General features: G+C 39.8%; 16 protein-coding genes. 5 read left to right on the forward strand and 11 right to left on the reverse strand.

Features of this window, described 5'->3' with window-relative positions; all coding sequences use genetic code 11:
• Window positions 1–7 precede the first annotated feature (7 nt).
• The 7 genes from OGI71_RS09315 to OGI71_RS09345 all read right to left on the reverse strand — a co-directional run bounded on the left by OGI71_RS09315 (window position 8) and on the right by OGI71_RS09345 (window position 9,451).
• Window positions 8–364, reverse strand: coding sequence for a response regulator (locus OGI71_RS09315; protein ID WP_282255137.1), 357 nt, complete (start codon window positions 362–364; stop codon window positions 8–10).
• Between the two features lie 4 nt (window positions 365–368).
• Complete coding sequence (locus tag OGI71_RS09320; protein ID WP_282255138.1) at window positions 369–4,283, reverse strand: response regulator; 3,915 nt, start codon at window positions 4,281–4,283, stop codon at window positions 369–371.
• Window positions 4,284–4,617: 334 nt separating this feature from the next.
• Window positions 4,618–5,772, reverse strand: a complete 1,155-nt coding sequence (locus OGI71_RS09325; RefSeq protein ID WP_282255139.1) for a TIGR03364 family FAD-dependent oxidoreductase — start codon at window positions 5,770–5,772, stop codon at window positions 4,618–4,620.
• 17 nt (window positions 5,773–5,789) lie between these two features.
• Entirely contained in the window at window positions 5,790–7,130 is a 1,341-nt protein-coding gene (locus OGI71_RS09330) for a DUF5690 family protein (protein WP_282255140.1), read from the reverse strand.
• 185 nt (window positions 7,131–7,315) lie between these two features.
• A complete protein-coding gene (locus tag OGI71_RS09335; protein ID WP_282255141.1) occupies window positions 7,316–7,894 on the reverse strand; it encodes an XRE family transcriptional regulator in 579 nt (192 codons plus the stop codon).
• 143 nt (window positions 7,895–8,037) lie between these two features.
• Window positions 8,038–8,862, reverse strand: a complete 825-nt coding sequence (locus OGI71_RS09340) for a glycoside hydrolase family 16 protein (protein ID WP_282255142.1) — start codon at window positions 8,860–8,862, stop codon at window positions 8,038–8,040.
• 112 nt (window positions 8,863–8,974) lie between these two features.
• Window positions 8,975–9,451 carry an ester cyclase gene (locus OGI71_RS09345; protein WP_282255143.1) on the reverse strand — a complete coding sequence of 159 codons (477 nt, stop codon included), beginning with the start codon at window positions 9,449–9,451 and terminating at the stop codon, window positions 8,975–8,977.
• Window positions 9,452–9,864: 413 nt separating this feature from the next.
• Between OGI71_RS09345 and OGI71_RS09350 the strand changes: the two genes are divergently transcribed.
• From OGI71_RS09350 to OGI71_RS09360, 3 genes are read left to right on the forward strand one after another with little or no spacing between them, the layout of a single operon-like run.
• A complete protein-coding gene (locus OGI71_RS09350; RefSeq protein WP_282255144.1) occupies window positions 9,865–10,797 on the forward strand; it encodes a ring-cleaving dioxygenase in 933 nt (310 codons plus the stop codon).
• A gap of 42 nt (window positions 10,798–10,839) precedes the next feature.
• Window positions 10,840–11,139: a GNAT family N-acetyltransferase gene (locus OGI71_RS09355; protein WP_120258127.1), complete on the forward strand. Its 300-nt coding sequence runs from the start codon at window positions 10,840–10,842 to the stop codon at window positions 11,137–11,139.
• A gap of 11 nt (window positions 11,140–11,150) precedes the next feature.
• Entirely contained in the window at window positions 11,151–11,771 is a 621-nt protein-coding gene (locus OGI71_RS09360; RefSeq protein WP_282255145.1) for a dienelactone hydrolase family protein, read from the forward strand.
• Window positions 11,772–11,950: 179 nt separating this feature from the next.
• Here the strand turns inward: OGI71_RS09360 and OGI71_RS09365 are convergent, their stop codons facing one another.
• Window positions 11,951–13,237 carry a Gfo/Idh/MocA family oxidoreductase gene (locus tag OGI71_RS09365; protein ID WP_282255146.1) on the reverse strand — a complete coding sequence of 429 codons (1,287 nt, stop codon included), beginning with the start codon at window positions 13,235–13,237 and terminating at the stop codon, window positions 11,951–11,953.
• Window positions 13,238–13,607: 370 nt separating this feature from the next.
• Here OGI71_RS09365 and OGI71_RS09370 point away from each other — a divergent pair, with 370 nt between their 5' ends.
• Both OGI71_RS09370 and OGI71_RS09375 read left to right on the forward strand, forming a co-directional pair.
• Complete coding sequence (locus OGI71_RS09370; RefSeq protein ID WP_077434921.1) at window positions 13,608–13,799, forward strand: cold shock domain-containing protein; 192 nt, start codon at window positions 13,608–13,610, stop codon at window positions 13,797–13,799.
• Window positions 13,800–13,995: 196 nt separating this feature from the next.
• Window positions 13,996–15,120, forward strand: coding sequence for a DEAD/DEAH box helicase (locus tag OGI71_RS09375; protein WP_282255147.1), 1,125 nt, complete (start codon window positions 13,996–13,998; stop codon window positions 15,118–15,120).
• Between the two features lie 66 nt (window positions 15,121–15,186).
• Here OGI71_RS09375 and OGI71_RS09380 read toward each other — a convergent pair whose 3' ends face one another.
• The 3 genes from OGI71_RS09380 to OGI71_RS09390 form a co-directional block, all read right to left on the reverse strand.
• The gene (locus OGI71_RS09380; protein WP_282255148.1) at window positions 15,187–17,457 is read right to left on the reverse strand and encodes a cation:proton antiporter; all 2,271 of its coding nucleotides are present in this window, start codon (window positions 17,455–17,457) and stop codon (window positions 15,187–15,189) included.
• Between the two features lie 175 nt (window positions 17,458–17,632).
• The gene (locus OGI71_RS09385) at window positions 17,633–18,358 is read right to left on the reverse strand and encodes a response regulator (RefSeq protein WP_282255149.1); all 726 of its coding nucleotides are present in this window, start codon (window positions 18,356–18,358) and stop codon (window positions 17,633–17,635) included.
• Complete coding sequence (locus tag OGI71_RS09390) at window positions 18,348–19,082, reverse strand: histidine kinase (protein ID WP_282255150.1); 735 nt, start codon at window positions 19,080–19,082, stop codon at window positions 18,348–18,350. Before OGI71_RS09390 ends, OGI71_RS09385 begins: the two co-directional genes overlap by 11 nt.
• Between the last annotated feature and the right edge of the window lie 363 nt (window positions 19,083–19,445).

Consider the following 19,445-nt stretch of genomic DNA (forward strand, 5'->3'; position numbering starts at 1 on the left):
TCTAAGTCTATTTATTTGTTAAGCGTTTTATTCTCAGGATAAGCTCGTTTGGACTAAATGGTTTAACCATAAAATCTGAGGCACCAAGGTCGAAGGCCTCTACAACAACTTCCTCCTGCCCCATGCTTGACAGCACAATGACTGGAACTTTCTTTCCAATACGTTTTATCGCAGAAAGAATTTCAATCCCTGAAGCAAATGGCATCATGATATCGGTCACGACCAGATCAAATTCCGATTCTCCGATCTTTTCAATAGCTTCCTGACCATTTCTGGTCAAAACAACTTCGTGTCCTTCTTTTACTAATTTGTGTTCTACGGTGCGCAAAATTAACTCGTCGTCTTCGGCAATTAAAATCAACATACTCTTATTTATTTAAAATTTTTGTAATCAAATCCAAGCCGATCTCCATTTCTGCTTCGATAGTAGTAAAGGCTTTTGACAGATCGGTATCGACGGAAATGCTGGCCTCCAGCTCTTTTGTTAGTTGAGCCAGCTTAATAAGCCCAGCAGTCGATGAAGTTCCTTTCAATTTATGCAATAGCTCCTTGATAAGCTTCAGATCGTTTTCTTTTTTTGCATCTGCGATCTGCGCCCTCGATGCTGAAATTTCTTTGATGACCAAGTCGAGGAAAAAGGATAAAAATGCGGGATCATCACCCGCCTGTTCATGCAGACGCTGTACATCTAAGTGTGTCACCAAATCTGTCGCCTCGGTCTCCGATTGTTCAGAAGAATCCATAGATAACATAGCTTGATGCAAGGCATTAAACAAATCCTGTTGGCGGATAGGTTTAGCTAAAAAGTCAGACATTCCAGCACCTAAACAGCGTTCTTTTTCACCCGAAACATTACCAGCAGTGATACCGATAATTGGCGTATTTTGATAGTGTTTCATCTGACGGATCTGTTTCGTCGCTTCGATACCGTCAACCTCTGGCATCTGCACATCCAGCAGAATAAGATCAAAATTTACTTTCTCACATGCCTGAATTGCCTCGGCACCATTTGACACTTCTGTTAAAATTGCGTCCGGCATAATACTGGCCATCATTCTTACATTCAATGCCATGTTGACCGCATTGTCATCGGCCAACAAAACCTGAATTCCTTTACCATAGACATCTGTAGGCAGGGATAGATTTGACTTAGCTTGTCCTGCCTCTTCTTTATTTTGTTGGATTGCTCTGCGCAAGGTTTGATACAGCTCATCCGATTTAATCGGCTTTAGTAGACAGAAAGAGCGTTCTTCCTGTCTAAACGCGGAAATTACTTCGTGCTCTTCAGAGGATGTATGTAAGACAATCAACGGGATCCCCTCTCCCTGTTGCCGAAACAGTTCTTTAATCTTTTCAATGGTTTCAAGCCCGGATAAAATAGGCATATGATAATCCATCAAGATCACATCGAAGCGCTCCCCTTTCATCAGTAACTGCAATGCCTCCATACCATTTTCCGCCAACACAGACTCAACCTGTTTATAAGCCAGCATGTGTTGCAGGATGACACGATTGTTGGCATTATCATCCACCACAAGCACTCGATTTAAGGGTAGATCACCATCTTCCTGCTCCATCGGCTCGCAGGAGACTTCAATATCAAAGTAGAACGTAGATCCTTCTCCCAGTTGGCTGGTCAAATTCAGTTTGCTTCCCATATACTTTAATAAATTATTGGAGATGGTCAGTCCAAGCCCAGTGCCGCCATATCGCTTGCTGACAGAACTGTCCTCCTGCGTAAAAGCATCGAAAATACGTTGCTGTTTTTCCAAAGGAATTCCAATTCCGGTATCGCGAACTTCAAAACGTAGGCTTAACTTATCGCTATGATGATGAAGCTGGCTTATTTTAAACTCGATCTCCCCTTTTTCGGTAAACTTAACGGCGTTGCCCAATAAATTAATAAGAACTTGTTTAATACGCGCTTCGTCAACCCATATAAAAGCCGGCAATCCTTGCTCGATATTCAAAAGCAATTCAACTTCTTTTCGCTGAGCTTGGTATAATACGACATTGATCACCTGATTCGCAATATCATATACATTATATTTATCGACAAACAGCTCCAGTTTTCCAGACTCTATCTTCGAAAAATCCAGAATGTCGTTGATGATATTTAATAGACTGTTACCAGATTCATTGATATAGCCCAAATATTGCATTTGCGTATCATTCAGCGGAGTTTTCAATAATAAATCTGAGAACCCGATCACACCATTTAATGGTGTCCGGATTTCGTGACTCATATTGGCTAAGAACTCCGACTTGGCTTTACTTGCCAAATCCGCCATTTTTTTTGCATGTTTTAATTCCTCATTTATTTGGACAGATTCTGTGATATTTTGCGTGAAAATAATAATCCCGCCAATGCTGCCATCTGTTAGATGCCAAGGCCGTACTTCCCAGTTGAAGTGCTGTGGTTCGGCTATTCCGCCAACCTGGATGACTTCGTCTATATTCTTATAAGGGATTCCTTGCAATGCATCCTGATAGATTTTTTTCCGCTGGTCCGGAATATCCGGAAAAAGTTCAAACAGGTTCTTATTGAGCAGTTGACTTTCATCTTTATGAAAGTCTTCAATCCATTGGTTACTCAACGATACATAATTGAAATCTAGATCAAACATTGCCACCGAAGCAGGCACATAATTTACAAAGGCACGCAACATAGATTCTTTACGTTCCAATTCCAGATACAGCGATTTACTCTTATCAATATCCTGGATAATGCCAAATACCCGTTTACAGACATCATTCTCAAATTCCGGAATTCCTTTTACCCTGACCCAGATTGTTTCTCCATTCTGTTTTAACAGGCGCAGTTCGGTATCATAAGGTTTTCTGCTACGGATCGATTCTTCGAATATATGTCGCAGCGCTATTTGGCTTTCGGGCTCATAAAAACCAATGGCATGTTCAAAATCCGGTGTAAAATGTGGATCAACACCATGGATTAATTTCGTTGAATCGGACCAATATACCTTATTTTCCGCGAGGTTTACTTCCCACCCGCCGACTTGAGCAACAGCATTGGTCTGTTCGAGGATCTGTTTGGTATGCAGTAGATCGTTCTCCAGACGCATGCGATCGGTCATATTCAATGCTGTACTGACCACATAGGGTTTGCCCTCTTCATCCAATTCGACCATATTATGATAAAGCCAGGAAATATTTTCACCATCTTTTGTTTGCAGCACCATCATGGCGGAATCCTCTTTATTTTGAGCGATACGTTTTAGGTAGTCCTCCACCAATCCCACATGATGTGGTGGGACCAATCTCTTTAGGTTGAGTGATTTGACCTCCCGTTGTTCATACTTCAACACGGACCTACCTTTTTCATTGACAGCGAGAATATTACCATCCATATCATGCATGCTCATCAAGCCAATTGCATTTTCAAAAAAGCTACGGAAACGACGCTCTGAATTTTCTAGCTTTAATTTTTCCTGCCTTTCTTTTGTGACATTTCGACCAAAGGCTAGAATTTCATGATTGATCGCATCATATTTAAAATGCCATTCTATAATCACCTCACTTCCATCTGCGATAGGTGTCGATGATGTGGATTGAATCCCATAGTCCGCACCCACTAGCTGTTTTAAATCAGAAGCTAAGGTCTTTGTGTCATCCCGCAATAATTTAAAAAGGGATTTTCCAATACTATCTAACCTTGAGACCTCCAATACGCTGGTAAAAGCAGGGTTGACATCTTTGATTTGACAACTCTCATCCAATACACAAATGACGTTATTTGTCAATTGGAAGATTTCAGAGAAATATCCGGCCTGTCGCTTTCTTTTCTTTCCAAGGAGAATTTTGGTCACGCCCCTTCCCAGCTCTTCCAATAAATGTCGCTGCTTTTCAGAAAGTGACTTGGGTTGAAAATCTATCACACAAATGGTTCCCAATACATCTCCATCGTCATCCATCAATGGTACTCCCGCATAAAAACGAATATTACCCTCCCGAATCAATGGATTAGAGGATGAACGCGGATCTTCAAAGGTATCCTCAATGACAAGCAGCTCCTTACTCGAGATCGTATATTGGCAAACCGTATTTTTTCTTTCGACGGTATCCAGTTCCATGCCTACACAACTTTGTATACGTTGTGTTTGCTCTTCCATCATAGCAATCAAAGCAGCGGGACAATCGGTAATCAGACAAGCTGCCTGCGCAAATACATCCAGTTCAGGGTCTTTCCCTAACCCCATTAACTCATAGGATTTTAATTTCTCAATCCTTCGCCATTCATTTTCAGGGAAATTTTGGTTTGCCATATACTGCTGTTCGTTATTTCTGGTTTATTATGCCTGTGAAGTTAATAAAAACATTGTTGAACACATAACCAATAAAGAAATATCATTGAATTACGCTATCTTAAACAACAATAATATCCCCAAGTTGTTGGCTTAGATTATAGAAAATCTGCTAAAAACAACTGTAAACTGCTATTAAAAATTCTTAATAATTAATTTTCTAAAAATATCAATCCATGCTTCTGTCTAACTATTTTTTCGTCCTATATGAACTTCAGATAGAAAGACAAGACCTATATAAAGACAAGAGGTCTACTATTTCTAGCAGACCTCTTTTATTCAAAAAATGATATTCTTAAAACAGCTTCTCAATACTTTGCTCAGCATATCCAGCACTCGCAGTCATTCCTTTACCGCCTATACCAGTGCGCACATGGATACGTGGACTGATATCAACTTCAAGGATATGATCTTTATGTTGTGAATAGAAGCCCGACCAGGAAGAGGCAATCCAATCTTTTTGCATCGGAATAATACGGTTTGCTTCGGCAATCATGAGTTCATTGATATAGGTATCAACCGCAAAGCCCAATTCATCTAATCGATTGCCAGCAGCATATTCATGGGAATCTCCGACAATAATACTACCATCAGTAGCCTGTTTAAATAAAATATGTATTCCATATTTCCGCAATTCATCATAATGCTCGGGTACAGGAATAGCGCCGAATGATGGACAGTATTCTTCAAAACTTTCATAACGGCGAATCGTTAATCCCGTCAGGATATTTCCTGGCAACTGGATCCGATGCAAAGGCTTGGTACGCATCATTTGCAGTTTACTGATTTCTAAACCACTATCATCAAACAAAGAGCGATACAGGATCTTAAATTCGTAACCATTACAAATAATGATTTTCGCTCCCTCGAATACATCCAGACTGCTTGTCGTTAAACGTGCCAGTGCATTGTCATCTTCACAAGCGATAACTGTTGTGTCATATTTCAGCGTATACTTTTCAAATTTTGCTTGCATAAAAATATGCAGCTGACGAATCATTGTTTCGGGCTCAGCACTCAGTTCCTGCTCAAAAACAATAGCCTCTTTGACGTAATCAGCATTCAAGGCAGGATATTTTGCCAGAACTTGTTCTTGGGACCAGAGCGCATGATCATAACCTTTCGTCTGATAATGTGCTGACAGTTCGTGAATAACCTGTACCTCGTCTGCATCCGAAGCGATATAAATACTGCCATTCTTCCGAATGGAAATATTCATTTCCTGCTGAATGGATTGATATATTTCCAATCCCCTTACACCATAATCAAACCACTCGCCCGACATTCCTGATGGAACAACCTGACCAAAGTTGCGTACGGTAGATCCTACGGGAAAATTATCTTTTTCAAGCTGGAGTACACGCAATCCTTTTTTCAATGCGTGATACGCATGAAAAGTTCCCAGGATACCCCCTCCAACAATAATTAAATCGTATGTATTTGTTTTCATTCTTAAAAATATTAGCGTTAACTTATTTGTACTTCGCCACTGGATGCCTGCCAGGGCTGAACCAATTCATCACCTTTTTTCGTTTTCATCTGCTCTTTCTTACGAACGAAATAAACGAGTGAAAAGATCGCCAGAATAGCGCCTATAATAGAAGCAAGATAGACCAGCTGGATAAAATAGGCTCCCCAGGTGACTGAATTTGGTAAAAATTCTTTATTCATTAAAATCAAAAAGCTTCCTAAATAGCCAACTGAGTCGGCCATATACATGACAAAACCGATATTGCTTTTCATGCGATAGGTTGCGATCATCCGTTCAAAAAATATGGCGTTATAAGGAATATAGGCCATGTAAAGTCCCAAACCTACCAATAACATCCAACTGAGACCGCCGATCCAGTGCATGGTAAATAAATAGGTGGAAATCCCAGCCGTAAGAAACCCCAAAATAATCATATAATGAATCAGTTTAAATGCTTTCAGATTGTCTTTTACCATAATCAGGCAACCTATTAAAATTAAGACAATTAATGCTATTGTTCCATCAACTTTAGCAAAAATTCCAGCCCCTTTCAGATGCAGCATTTGCCAGATTTCTATCTCGAAATTATCCCGCACATCACGTAAGATCGTCAACATCGTATAGATAATAATGGTTAAAATAATGCCCGGCATAAATACTTTAAAAAAATGTTTGCGCATCGTTGCATCCATTGCCACACGTTCGGTCCGCAAACGCTTATCTTGTGCTGTTGGTCCCGGTGCGTTTTCTAAAATCCAAACACAAAGCATAAATGGTAAGAAAAAAAGCATTCCTGTCAAAAAAGGCATCCAAAACTCATCAACCTGAAATGTAGCCATTAACCAACGACCGACTGTCTTGATAAAACCGGAGGCAAAAATTAGACTCACAGACATGACTGCCCCCATGATTTCTGTATACCTACGTCCTTCGAGGTAACTGAACACCAAGCCCCAGACCATTCCCAACGGAAAACCATTGATAAAAAGAAAAATGACATTCCATGGTTTAGGCACAAGCGCAAAAGCCAACAAACCGGCCCATGAAATACAGATCAATGCGATCAGGTAACGCCCTCTATGACGTTGCTTGCTTTCGGAGATAAATTTAATTCCATAGAATTTTGAAACCAAATAACCCAACATCTGAATAATAACCATACAGACTTTATAATCTATACCTAAAATAGATTCATTCGCAAAAGCCGAAGCGGTAAATGATTTCCGGAATGAATACATACTTGTATAACATAAAAATGCTGTAATAGCCAGTAGAATGGCCACCGAACGCTCATCTAATCCTGCTATACGTCTTTTTATTCGCTGGTTCAAATCCATGATTTAAAGTTGTTGACGGACCTCATTGTCCGCAATCAAAAGTAAATTCTGGAAATTAACACAATACTAAACTTTTGTTAAGTATTTATAAACAAATATAAATAATCAAACCGATATTTGGGGGTAGAAAAAAAGCATCATTGACTATATCAATGATGCTTCTATGATGCTCTGTTGGAGTGCTGTTAGCGTTTATTGTCAAAAAAATATACAATTAGCATAAGGGCTTTCTCCTTTCCTACATTACGTGGTGTATGCGACAATCGCCCATTAAAGAAAATGGAATCACCTTCTTCCAATCTAATCTTTTGGTCCTGAAATACATATTCCACTTGTCCACTGATGATATATTTATATTCATAGGCTTCTGTTTCTACCATTGGGCGCTGCGCATCAGGAAGCAATTCCAGCAGCACAATATCCATGGTAGAACTATCCATTGCAGAGGTATAAATACGTTTATAGTTAAATCCAACAGCATGTTCTTTTTCAAAGGATGTATAGCTATCTTTTTTTCGAACAACTACTGGCCCCGCATCGAGGTCGGAATTAAAGTCTTTGAAGAATTCATTCAGGTCGACATCCAGTGCATTAATGATATTAATCAATACCAGTAACGAAGGTATTGTTCGATTGTTTTCAATCTGTGATATCAGCCCTTTACTTACACCAGCTTTATCAGCAACCTCCTGTATCGTTATCCCCTTCTCCTTGCGGATTTCTTTTATTTTATAACTTATCTTAAATATTGTATTATCTTCCATAATTGGGGTCAAAAATAAACATTATTTTCGCGGTTGGTATGTTAAGTTTTTGTCACTTAATTAATCCACTCGTTACCATTGAATCACTAATCCAATGGTAAATAGCGCACACGCTATATTAATAGGTGGTAACCACAGTTTGGTTATTGATAAACTTTAACCCAGTCCACCCGCATTTCGACAGGTAATTGTTTTGGATCCACTTTTCCCACCCAACTGCCACCAAGCTGTTGGTCTATCAACAGGTAAAAAGGTTGATCATAAGGCCACTGGGATGCATCAACACCACTTATTCGCGGATAAGTGAATGTATCCACGCCATTGAGCTGAAATACAATTCGATCTGGATACCAGCTAATGCCATAGACATTATATGCTCCAGCATTGACTTTTGCCGTGCCTGAATGCTTGGGATTATCCTTTTGTCCCAAATTCAAGGTGTAATGCGAATGGGTTGTCTGATAAATAATATCATCAAAATTGAGGTGCTCCATGATATCAATTTCACCATTTCGAGGGTATTGACCATATTTATCCAACTCCGCAAGCATCCACATTGCCGGCCAGGATCCTTGAGCACTCCCCAGCTTCGCCCTTATTTCAATACGCCCGTATTGAAAGGCAAATTTCCCCTTACTCCATATTCCTCCGGTCAGGAAGGGTTTATCGTTCTTCTGCCGATCAGTGTTATTGATACCTTTCAAAATCAATTCCCCTTTCTCCCAACCAAAACAGGCATCATCCAAACTCATGTGCCGGTTCCAGTCTGCCCCGCCAGCAGGAATCCGGGTCCACTTGGTCGTATCCAACTTGGGTGAATTAAAATTCTCTTCCCATACGAGTTTCCATTTCTTCGTTTCTCGTCCTGGATTCTGTAGGTATACCTGTGGATTTTCCTTCGGATTGTGATGAACACTACAAGCTGATATAAGGATATAAAACAGGCCTGCGCCTAAGATTCGCTTCATTTAGATTAATTATTTTCTATAGTCAATACAAAACTACCCAATTTATTGATAGCGTATTAAATATAAGCCCTTTTTTAAAAAGGAACTAGAATTAATAAAAAAATAGTCTTGGTTAAAACATCGGATGTTCATTTGCAGACTCTTTTGGTACATCTTGTTGTGCATCCCAATGTTCAACAATCTTTCCATTTTCCAACCGGAAGATATCTATTGTAGACTTGAGACTCCCATCAGGCTTTTTATTCTTAATATGGATAAATACCAGATCACCATCCGAAGCAATACGCTGCACATCGATTGTGGTTTTCGGCAGCCCCTCAAACCACTTTGCAGCTGCGGCTTTAAATGCGGCTGCGCCATCGGCTACTTCAGGATTATGCTGGATATATTCCGGCGCAATATATTTGTCCACTGCCGACAGATCCTTATCACCGAACATCTGCTGATAGAAGTCCAATACGATCCGCTTATTCTCTTTATTGATGTCTAACTGGGTCTGATCCTTTTCCCCGGATTTATCATGCAGACTTTTTTGTTGGCATCCAGTAAATAGGAGACATAGTAGTGCCGCCAGTATAGTAAAATTCATGTTTTTTTTCATTGCTTTCAAACCGCTATTTTGTATAAAAAAGAACTTATGACCAACTCTCCCCTCCTTTATGAGTTAATAGGTAAACAACATTTAGCGCAGTATTTTGTTTTAAACAACAACCTTTATGAATTCTTAAAAATAAAAAAGATGGCATGATAATTGAAAATATCTCATTGGTATAATATTCAGAAATATACATTTCATAAATTTAGGTTAATAATTGGTTAGGTTAAAAACACCTGAAGTCCCCAACTTCAGGTGTTTTTTTTGCCTAAAGACCTCTCCTTTTTAAAAGTTACCAACAAACTAAAACAAAAAGTTCATTTCCTGTTTTTATTAATCTAGTTCAATGATTTTTTTTGTTAGCTGCCGTAATTTTACATCAGTTAAGAAAATAAAAAACAACAACCATGGACAATAACATATTAGGACTGCATCATATCACAGCGATAGCTGATAACGCAAAACGGAATCTTGATTTTTACACCGGGGTACTGGGGCTTCGTTTGGTAAAGAAAACCGTTAATTTTGACGACCCCGGCACCTATCATTTTTACTTCGGTAATGAGCAGGGAGATCCAGGTACTATACTTACCTTTTTCCCTTGGGAAGGTATTGGTAAAGGTACACAGGGCGCAGGTATGGCTACACATATTGGTTACGCTGTCCCTGAAGGAAGTCTGGGCTTCTGGAAAAACAGATTAAAAGAACATCAGGTTGCGTTTCAGGAAGACGAAATTTTTGGAGAGAAACTGATTTCATTCACAGATCCTGATGGATTACAAATACAATTTATTGAGCCTTCGACCAAGGATAATAGAAGTGTATGGACTACAGCGGAAATAAAGGACGAAAACGCATTAAAGGGTTTTCATAATATTACACTTTCTCTGAAGGAAGCTGATCCCACATTACGGGTTTTGACAGATATCTTGGGATACACTGTACAAGGACAAGAAAACGGACGTTATAGATTGTCTACCGACAGTATCGAAACAGCTAATATTGTGGACATTCTTGCGGATCCCAATTTGTCTTTTGGTCGCAATGCCGCTGGCACCAATCATCATGTCGCCTTTCGTGTAAAAGATGATAATATCTTGATGGACTACCGCGAAAAAGTACTTTCGGCAGGTTTGGATATAACACCGAAGATTAATCGGGACTACTTTTTCTCACTTTACTTCCGTGAACCGGGCGGTGTCTTGTTTGAGATCGCAACAGACAATCCCGGATTTACCATAGACGAACCTTTGGAAAGTCTAGGGACAGCACTCAAGCTGCCAAAACAATACGAGAACCATCGGTCAGAGATCGAAGCATCGTTACCAAAAATAGATTAGGATCAACGTAAGTAATTAAGTACTATTAAATACAGTAAAACTATGGAAAGAACAGAAATTGTACTGGACAAGAATCAGCGTGGCGAGCTTCAATTGTTCTCCGATGAAACAAAAGCTGGCCTAATGAGTATAGCCATCATTGATGGAAAATTGGTTGTTTACCACACAGAAGTTGACGAAGCCTTTGAAGGTAGAGGATTCGCAAAAATTCTGTTGGAAAAACTGGTCTCTTATGCTCGGGAAAATACCATGAAGATTGTCCCACTATGTCCTTATGTAAATGCGCAATTCCATCGTCATCCCGACATCTATGACGATGTATGGTTTAAGAAAACAGTATAGGAAAAACTATAATGAGTCACTCAAGTAATATTAAAACAGCTGGACACAGTTTAGAAAACACAGAAAAAGCATTGATCATGATTCATGGCCGTGGCGGGAATGCAACGGATATCCTGAGCATGTCTGCTTATCTGAATGTGGGGGATTACGCACTATTGGCACCGCAGGCCGACAATTACACCTGGTATCCACATTCATTTATGGCACCTGAGCAAAGTAATGAACCCTGGTTAAGTTCGGCAATTCAAGTCATTGAAAATACGATACAACTTGCTTTGGATAAGGGGATCAAGACTGAAAACCTCTATTTCTTCGGATTCTCTCAAGGAGCTTGCCTTACACTTGAATTTCTGGCACAACATGCCAAACGTTATGGTGGCGCTGTCGCTATTATTGGCGGACTTATTGGCGAAGAGATAGATTTAAGCAAGTATAGCGGAGATTTTATGCAAACACCGATATTTATCGGTACAAGTGATCCAGATTTTCATGTTCCGCTGGAACGCGTCAATGCTACGGTGAAAATTTTGGAGGCCCAAAATGCGAATGTTAAACTAGCCGTTTATCCAAATTTCGGTCATTCCATTAATCAGGAAGAGATTACGATTGCCAACCAGTTTATCTTTCGTTAGGCGTCCGCAAAAGCTGCACAATCAATAGTAAGGCTATCAGTTAGCCCCTTGACGGAAAAGCGATGTATATGCTGACTTTGAGCTGCGTTAATTTTGACAGCTCAAAGTCAGCATATTTTTTTTAAAGCCATCGGATCTCGATTGGTTGCGGCTTCGATAGCAGGTCTTATCACCAGCTATCAAACCTTGGGGTATTTATACCCATTATGATATACTGAGGCTAGATATTTATTTGCCTTTTCGTCATTAAAATGCTGTTTTTCCTTATTCCAGTAGAGCTTCTGCCCGGTTCTATAGGCAATATTCCCCATCTGCGAAAAAATAGCAATATGTGCACCGGCTTCTAGCGGGGCATGCAGCAGCTGTGGATTTTTTTGTCGAATAGCATCCACGAAGTTTGCCATATGTTTCTCCAGGCCATTGTCAACGGATGGTCGCAATGCAATGGCCTCCATCCTTCCCTTCTCGGGTATGACTTCCCAGCCGTTACGGTTTAAGACTAAGGTTCCATTATTTCCAATAAAGGCAACACCATGATTACGGTTGTAAGGTCCTAAATCTATTCCTTTGGCATGTTCCCACTGGATATTGAAGTTGTCAAACTCGTAGACCGCAGTCATGGTATCTGGTGTTTCCCCCGCATCATCCGGGAAGGCAAATTTTCCACCCGAAGCCATAACGGATTTTGGATCAGAGACTTTCATGCCCAGCAAAGCATAATCGAGCATATGTACGCCCCAGTCTGTCATCAGACCGCCTGCATAATCCCAAAACCACCTGAAATTAAAATGAAAATGATTGCTATTAAAAGGTCTTTTTGTAGCTGGACCCAACCAGTCCATGTAATGTACTCCCGCAGGAATAGGTTCATCCGGTTGAATAGGAATACTGTTTTTCCAGCCCAGGTATGACCAGGCCTTTACCAAACGTATTTTCCCAAGCTTACCTGAATGTACAAAATCAATCGCATCTTTAAAATGCTGTTGGCTCCGCTGCCATTGACCTACCTGAACTATTGCATTACTTTTCTTTGCAGCCGCTAGCATGAGCTGGCATTCCTGAATAGAATTACCGATAGGCTTTTCGATATAAACGTGCTTCCCCGCCTTCACTGCATCTATCATTTGTAGGCAATGCCAATGATCAGGCGTTCCGATAATCACCGCATCCACATCCGAACTGCTCAACATCTTTTTATAGTCAACATAGCTGGACACTTTGATATTTCTCTCCTGAAGTTCTTTCACCCTTTTGTTCAAGATATTTTCATCAACATCACAAAGTGCAGTACAGATTACCCCTTGTTGCTTTAACAAAGCATTCAGGTCAGACCAGCCCATACCATTAACACCGATCACCCCTACTCGAATTGGCTGCTCAAACAGACCGGATGCCTGACTTTTACCTATGAATGATGCTGCGGCTAAAATACTGGAAGTCCGGATAAAGTCTTTTCTATTCATCATATGTTGGTTTATATGCTTTTGGTTTAAGTTTTCGATGAAAATACAAAATTCAATTTAAGCCCTTACCAAAATCATTGTAAAATATATATCGACATTAACACCAATCAAGATGATCATCACAGCAGAGGATCTGCTACTCGTTCGTATTTCTATTGATTCCTGATACGCATCCAGATTCATCTGTTACAGAGCCACATTAAAGACACTTCACTAACTGGCTTTCAACATGATAGAAAAACAGACCCTATACGCTTTGAGGGCTGATTATCATTAAATAAATGTTAAGAAAGAAAAAAAACTTTGTTATTTCAACGAAAAATAAAAGATTAATCATTTATTATCCCTACCTTGCAGGACTTAATTAAAAATAATGAATACAGGTAAAATTAAATTTTTCAATGAAACTAAAGGTTTTGGTTTTATTACACCAGAGGATGGTAGCGCAGACGTTTTCGTACACGTTTCTGCTCTTAAGAACCAAGTATCTGAAGGCGACGTTGTAACTTATGATGTAGAAAGAACTCCAAAAGGAATCAACGCTACAAACGTAAAATTGGCGTAATCCAAAAAATACACTTTCTTGTTAATGGGGTAATTCATAATGATTTATCCCATTTCTTTTTCGTATTCTTCCCTTGTTATTTTCAATACACTTATTCATATTCAGGCGACACAACGATGCCCCTAATCAATCATTGAATAGGATTGAGACAACATAAAGGGTTTTAGTTTAAGCTTATTTTCCTAGTTATATTTTAATGGAATTCAAACAACTCAATTTAATTTCTCCTCTTCTCAAAGCAATCTCAGAAACAGGATATACAACACCCACTGCAATCCAACAAAAAGCTATCCCCGTTATATTAAGCGGTCAGGATCTTATTGGTTGCGCACAAACGGGTACCGGAAAGACGGCAGCCTTCGCTTTACCTTTGCTACAGCGTTTGTCTGAGCACAATGGACATGGTAAAACGATGCCTATCCGCGCCTTAATCCTCACACCAACACGTGAACTTGCAATACAGATCGGTGAGAATATAAATTTATATCGCAAACATCTTAAACTAAATTATTGCACCATTTTTGGCGGCGTCAATCAAGACAGACAAGTCAAAGAAATAAAAAAAGGTGTGGATATTTTAGTTGCTACACCGGGTCGTCTATTGGACCTGATGAATCAGAAATTGGTTTTTCTGGATAAAATTGAAGTCTTGATCCTTGATGAAGCTGACAATATGCTCGACATGGGCTTCATCCACGATATCAAAAAGATCTTGGCGAAAGTACCAGAGAAAAGACAGACCCTGTTTTTCTCAGCAACGATGCCACCCAATATCCGCAAATTTGCGCATGGTATACTCCACAAGCCTGTTGAAGTAGACGTAACTCCAGTGAGTTCAACTGCTGAAAAAGTAAATCAATCGGTTTATTTTATAGAGAAAAAAGAGAAAATAAAACTACTCACAAACCTGCTTAAGCAATTTAAGCAAGACCGTACGATTGTATTTTCCCGTACAAAACATGGGGCGGATAAAATTGTTAAATTATTAGCAAAGAATGGCCTTCGTGCTGCAGCAATTCACGGTAATAAATCACAAAATGCAAGACAAAAGGCATTGGGTGAATTTAAGGAAAACCGTCTAAAAATTCTGATCGCTACCGATATCGCCGCACGCGGAATAGATATTGAACAGTTACCTATGGTCATCAATTACGACCTACCGAATGTACCAGAAACCTACGTACACCGCATTGGTCGGACAGGTAGAGCGGGTTTAGAGGGTAATGCCATCTCCTTCTGTGATGTGGAAGAAAGACCTTATTTAAGTGATATTGAAAAATTGATCGGATTAAAAATCAAAGTGAATAAGGTAGGGAAATAACTTCCAGCCTTATTATATACAAAACGCGCCGCAACTAAATAGTTGCGGCGCGTTTTGTATAATCCTTTATTTTTTTCGGTCTGCAAGCAGCAAAGTGGATGGTGTAAGATGGAGCCAGTCCATCTTTTTATTGACAATTTTATGCCAGCAAGGCAAACTAATGAGCATCAGATCTTGCTGCGCCCATAAGTCACCATCAAGATTCTTCTCCTCCATTATCGTCAAATGATTGGGTACAAGTTGCTCCAGGTGTCTTAATTTCTCCCGAAAGCTTTCATGTGTACGTAAGATGTGATCAAAATCCCATACCATCACCTGGGCGTCCGAATGGTGAATTAATCGCTGTATGACTGCGCAGAGGAATTCATCATTTTTCAATAGTATCGGAACAATAATACGACGGGCCTTGACAAAGTTTTTGTCAATCAAAATTCCCACCATCGCATTGACTTTGGCATTGATCTGTTGATTTCTGTCAAAGGTAGCAAACGGTGATTCGGCATTTGTGACCGTATGAAACAATTTCTCTGGATTGATAATGCGTGAGGTGAAATCTAGGAAGCGTCCCAAAAGACTACCTTCATAGATGGATTCACTGACACCCAACAACAGCAGATCTTGACTTTGTTCATTTGAGGTCTGCACGATTTCACTGTCAATGTCACTGGAAATTTTGAAAATCGTCTGAATAGGTTGCTCCAAATCCTGTGCAACCCGCTTTATTTCCCGAAAACTATCCTGCTCCTGGGTTTCTACTTCATAATGATGAAGCTCATTGGACGGTTCGATATGCAATGCCGTAATTTCCGCCGTATTTTTTGATTTTAATGTAAGCGCATCTGCGAGATGAAGCAATGAAATCCCGGTATTGCTTTTGGCAAATGACAGGAGGATTTTAAATTTCGATTTATTCTGGATTTCTTCCTGTAACGAACGTTTCTTGGGACGGTATAGATAATTGATCAAGTCCAACGAAGGACCGGTCATAAAGGTGGTGATCAATGCCATCACAACCATCATAGAGAATAACTCAGCACTTAATACACCGAGATCGTAACCGATGTTCAATACAATCAGTTCCATCAGTCCCCTGGTATTCATCAATGCACCTATACTCAAGCTATCCTTCCAGCTTTGTCCGACAAAGCGGGCGGCCAATGCGCTACCGACAAACTTCCCGATTACGGCAACCAAAATAATCGCAATGGTGATCATCCATAGTTGTGGATCATTCAATAGACCGATCTGTGTACGCAACCCTGTGTACACGAAAAATAACGGTAATAACAATAAGGTGGATACATCTTCGATTTTTTCGATAAACGCTGTACGGAAACGGCTGCTTTCGGGCATAATCGCTCCGGCCATAAAAGCACCAAACAAAGCATGTATGCCGATTACTTCGGTTGCGTAAGCAGACAATAAAAGGACGATAAAAAATATCGCAACAACAGGTTTGTTCAGTCCCTCACGCGTTCCCTTCACCTCCCCCACGCGCATCAGAAAGGGCCGTACAATTTTGATCATCAGCAGCACATAAGCAATAGCAAGCGCGATCGTATACAAAGCACTCGCAAAATCGCCGGCCTTCACAATCGCAATCACCACAGCCAAAATACACCAGGCTGTAATATCATCGGCTGCAGCGCAGGTAATGACCATCGACCCAAGTTTACTTTTCTGCAGTCCGCGCTCCTGTACGATCCTTGCCAGGACCGGAAAAGCAGTAATGCTCATCGAAATACCGATAAACAAACTATAGGACAAAAACTCCACATTTGCTGGTGGATGATACGAGTATAAAAAGTAGGCTAAGGAAATTCCCAATGTAAACGGTATAACGATGCTCGCGTGTGAAATCACCACAGCATCGTGTGCTTTATTTCGCAGCACATTAAGGTCCAGCTCCATTCCGATGATAAACATAAATAAGATTAAGCCGATCTGGCTCAGAAACTGTAGGTTGCTCAGGGATTCAACAGGAAACAGCGTATGGGAGAATTCAGGAAAATAAAGCCCCAATAAGGAAGGCCCCAATATAATACCGGCAAGCATTTCACCTATCACAACTGGTTGCTTAATCTTGATGCATATCCACCCCATTATCCGGGCAGCAATAATGATCGTCACAATCTGTGCTAGCAATATAGCCAATGGATGTTGAAGACTATGTAATAAGGTCGATTTAAAATCCTGCCAAGCACCCTGACTTATCTTATCGCCACGGAGCATCTCCTGGCTTTGCAATTGTGCTCCCAAATGGATAACCCAGTACATCACTACCAGCAGTGTACCAATTAAGGTCACATAAAAAATCGTATTCTTGTATTTCTTCATCTTTTTCGCTTTAAATAACATTAGGTGATAACAGCATGTAAAAGTCTATCCCAAAGTCGTCAATGCATCACTTTTGGGAAGATAACTACAACAAAAATAGAATTCTACATGAGTTTTAAACCTTAGCAGGCAGGAAGAACAGGAAAATATGTAATGAACTCCTCTAATTTTGTAATCAAGCAAATTTTTCGAGGAATGATTTTTTATAAGACTCCCCCAAGCTAAAAAGAATAGCTGCATCCTGCTCATCGACCAGACTGCTGGTGATCACATCAGCTGAAAAGAATTTCACAATTTTCAGCGCGATAATTTCCTTTTTGTTGATACGGATAAAATCCTGTTCCGGCAACAGCGTGAGCAACCTATCGAAGCTGATATTTTTCAATAAAATGGTAGATCCATCCCCGAGGAATACCGTCTTGTCACGGCTATCGACTTCTGCAATCTGGATGTAGTCAATCTGACTGAAGTAAAGTATTGCCTTACCCTTATTGGTATTGAATTGAGCAAAGGGAGAAGACTCCGCTGGCCGGCTATTGATGACCTGTGCTACTTTCAATACCGCTTGCTGTAAACGTGACAGCGATATTGGCTTACGCATGTAATCCACCGCATTGATATCAAAAGCATCGCTGGCATATTGTTTATAGGCCGTGGAGAAAACGATGGGATAGTCTTCCAATTCCTTAGCAACATCAAAGCCATTAAACTGAGGCATTTCAATATCCAAAATACAGAAATCAAAGTTTAAACTTTTATACTCTTTAAGTAAAACGACTGGATCATTAAATGCTTTAACCACTTCCAGATCCGGAATTTGTTCACAAAGCATCTTCAAAAACCGTAAGCTCGGCAGCTCATCATCCAGTAAAATGCATTTCAGCGTTTTTTCAATTCTCATACAATCGGATCTGAAGGTAAGCGTTATAGACATCATGTTCTACAAAGCGTTTTAATTCATGTCTATCTGGATAATATAGCATCAGCCGTTCCTCCAAAGTCTTACTTCCTATTCCACCTTTGGTTTTATACAAGGGTGAGCGCTTTGATATTTTATTGCTGACAGTCAATTCCAGCAGACCATTGCGAAAGGTAAGTACAATTGAAATAAAGGAGTCAGGATGGTGAAAATCCGCATGCTTAAATGCATTTTCGATGAGGTCTACAGTCATCAATGGCACCAGTGAAGGGCGTTCCAATAATGATTCGTTCAATTCATCAATATCAAATTTAACCCGCATGTCAAACAAGGGACTCAACTTAACCTTATTAACTTCAATTAAATTACGGGCAAACTCGATCTCCGCTTTTGGAGATACCATCTCCTCTTCACTTTCATATAATACGTAATCCAATACCATAGCCAACTTATCCATCGTATAGTAGGTTTGATAGGCGTGAGAAAGGATACCATTGAGCGAATTTTTCAGCAAATGTGGGTTTAATCGATTGCGATGCACATGATCCATCTGCTCGTTATCCATCCGTTTAAAAAGTTCCTGATGTCGTCGTTCTTCCACCCTGAGCTTTTTGTATTTCCGTATTAATAATACATACGAAATCAACAGGGCAACGACTGCTACAAGCAGCAATACGATAATTATATTGGAAAGTTCAGTAGTCATGATTCCGCTCAAACTTAATTAAAATTTCATTAGCAATGAAAAATGAAACAAGATCTAAATGATCTTCGCTCTATTAACTGCTGGCTTTTTTCACGCAAGTTCTGCTTAAATCCGTTAAGAAGATTCACTTATTCGAGACTGGCTTAAACCCGCCTTTCACGCGACAATACCGCTCAAAACGCAGAACAAAAAATGCTATTCATTAACTACAAAATTTGCAGGTATTGATTACAAAAATTAACAGTTTCATTACAATTTAGTCACTTTAAACTATTAATTTCAGATTATTCTTCTTATATTGAGAGTATTGTAATTAGCCGATCAAATGATTGTCTACGCTATTTTGGTTAAACCTGCCTGATT

Source organism: Sphingobacterium sp. ML3W (genome assembly GCF_029542085.1).
Taxonomy (GTDB): Bacteria; Bacteroidota; Bacteroidia; order Sphingobacteriales; family Sphingobacteriaceae; genus Sphingobacterium.

Bases quoted from the DNA above. Each gene is read 5' to 3' on its own strand.
- OGI71_RS09315 (WP_282255137.1), bottom strand. From the start codon at position 364: ATGTTGATTTTAATTGCCGAAGACGACGAGTTAATTTTGCGCACCGTA.
- OGI71_RS09320 (WP_282255138.1), bottom strand. From the start codon at position 4,283: ATGGCAAACCAAAATTTCCCTGAAAATGAATGGCGAAGGATTGAGAAA.
- OGI71_RS09325 (WP_282255139.1), bottom strand. From the start codon at position 5,772: ATGAAAACAAATACATACGATTTAATTATTGTTGGAGGGGGTATCCTG.
- OGI71_RS09330 (WP_282255140.1), bottom strand. From the start codon at position 7,130: ATGGATTTGAACCAGCGAATAAAAAGACGTATAGCAGGATTAGATGAG.
- OGI71_RS09335 (WP_282255141.1), bottom strand. From the start codon at position 7,894: ATGGAAGATAATACAATATTTAAGATAAGTTATAAAATAAAAGAAATC.
- OGI71_RS09340 (WP_282255142.1), bottom strand. From the start codon at position 8,862: ATGAAGCGAATCTTAGGCGCAGGCCTGTTTTATATCCTTATATCAGCT.
- OGI71_RS09345 (WP_282255143.1), bottom strand. From the start codon at position 9,451: ATGAATTTTACTATACTGGCGGCACTACTATGTCTCCTATTTACTGGA.
- OGI71_RS09350 (WP_282255144.1), top strand. From the start codon at position 9,865: ATGGACAATAACATATTAGGACTGCATCATATCACAGCGATAGCTGAT.
- OGI71_RS09355 (WP_120258127.1), top strand. From the start codon at position 10,840: ATGGAAAGAACAGAAATTGTACTGGACAAGAATCAGCGTGGCGAGCTT.
- OGI71_RS09360 (WP_282255145.1), top strand. From the start codon at position 11,151: ATGAGTCACTCAAGTAATATTAAAACAGCTGGACACAGTTTAGAAAAC.
- OGI71_RS09365 (WP_282255146.1), bottom strand. From the start codon at position 13,237: ATGATGAATAGAAAAGACTTTATCCGGACTTCCAGTATTTTAGCCGCA.
- OGI71_RS09370 (WP_077434921.1), top strand. From the start codon at position 13,608: ATGAATACAGGTAAAATTAAATTTTTCAATGAAACTAAAGGTTTTGGT.
- OGI71_RS09375 (WP_282255147.1), top strand. From the start codon at position 13,996: ATGGAATTCAAACAACTCAATTTAATTTCTCCTCTTCTCAAAGCAATC.
- OGI71_RS09380 (WP_282255148.1), bottom strand. From the start codon at position 17,457: ATGAAGAAATACAAGAATACGATTTTTTATGTGACCTTAATTGGTACA.
- OGI71_RS09385 (WP_282255149.1), bottom strand. From the start codon at position 18,358: ATGAGAATTGAAAAAACGCTGAAATGCATTTTACTGGATGATGAGCTG.
- OGI71_RS09390 (WP_282255150.1), bottom strand. From the start codon at position 19,082: ATGACTACTGAACTTTCCAATATAATTATCGTATTGCTGCTTGTAGCA.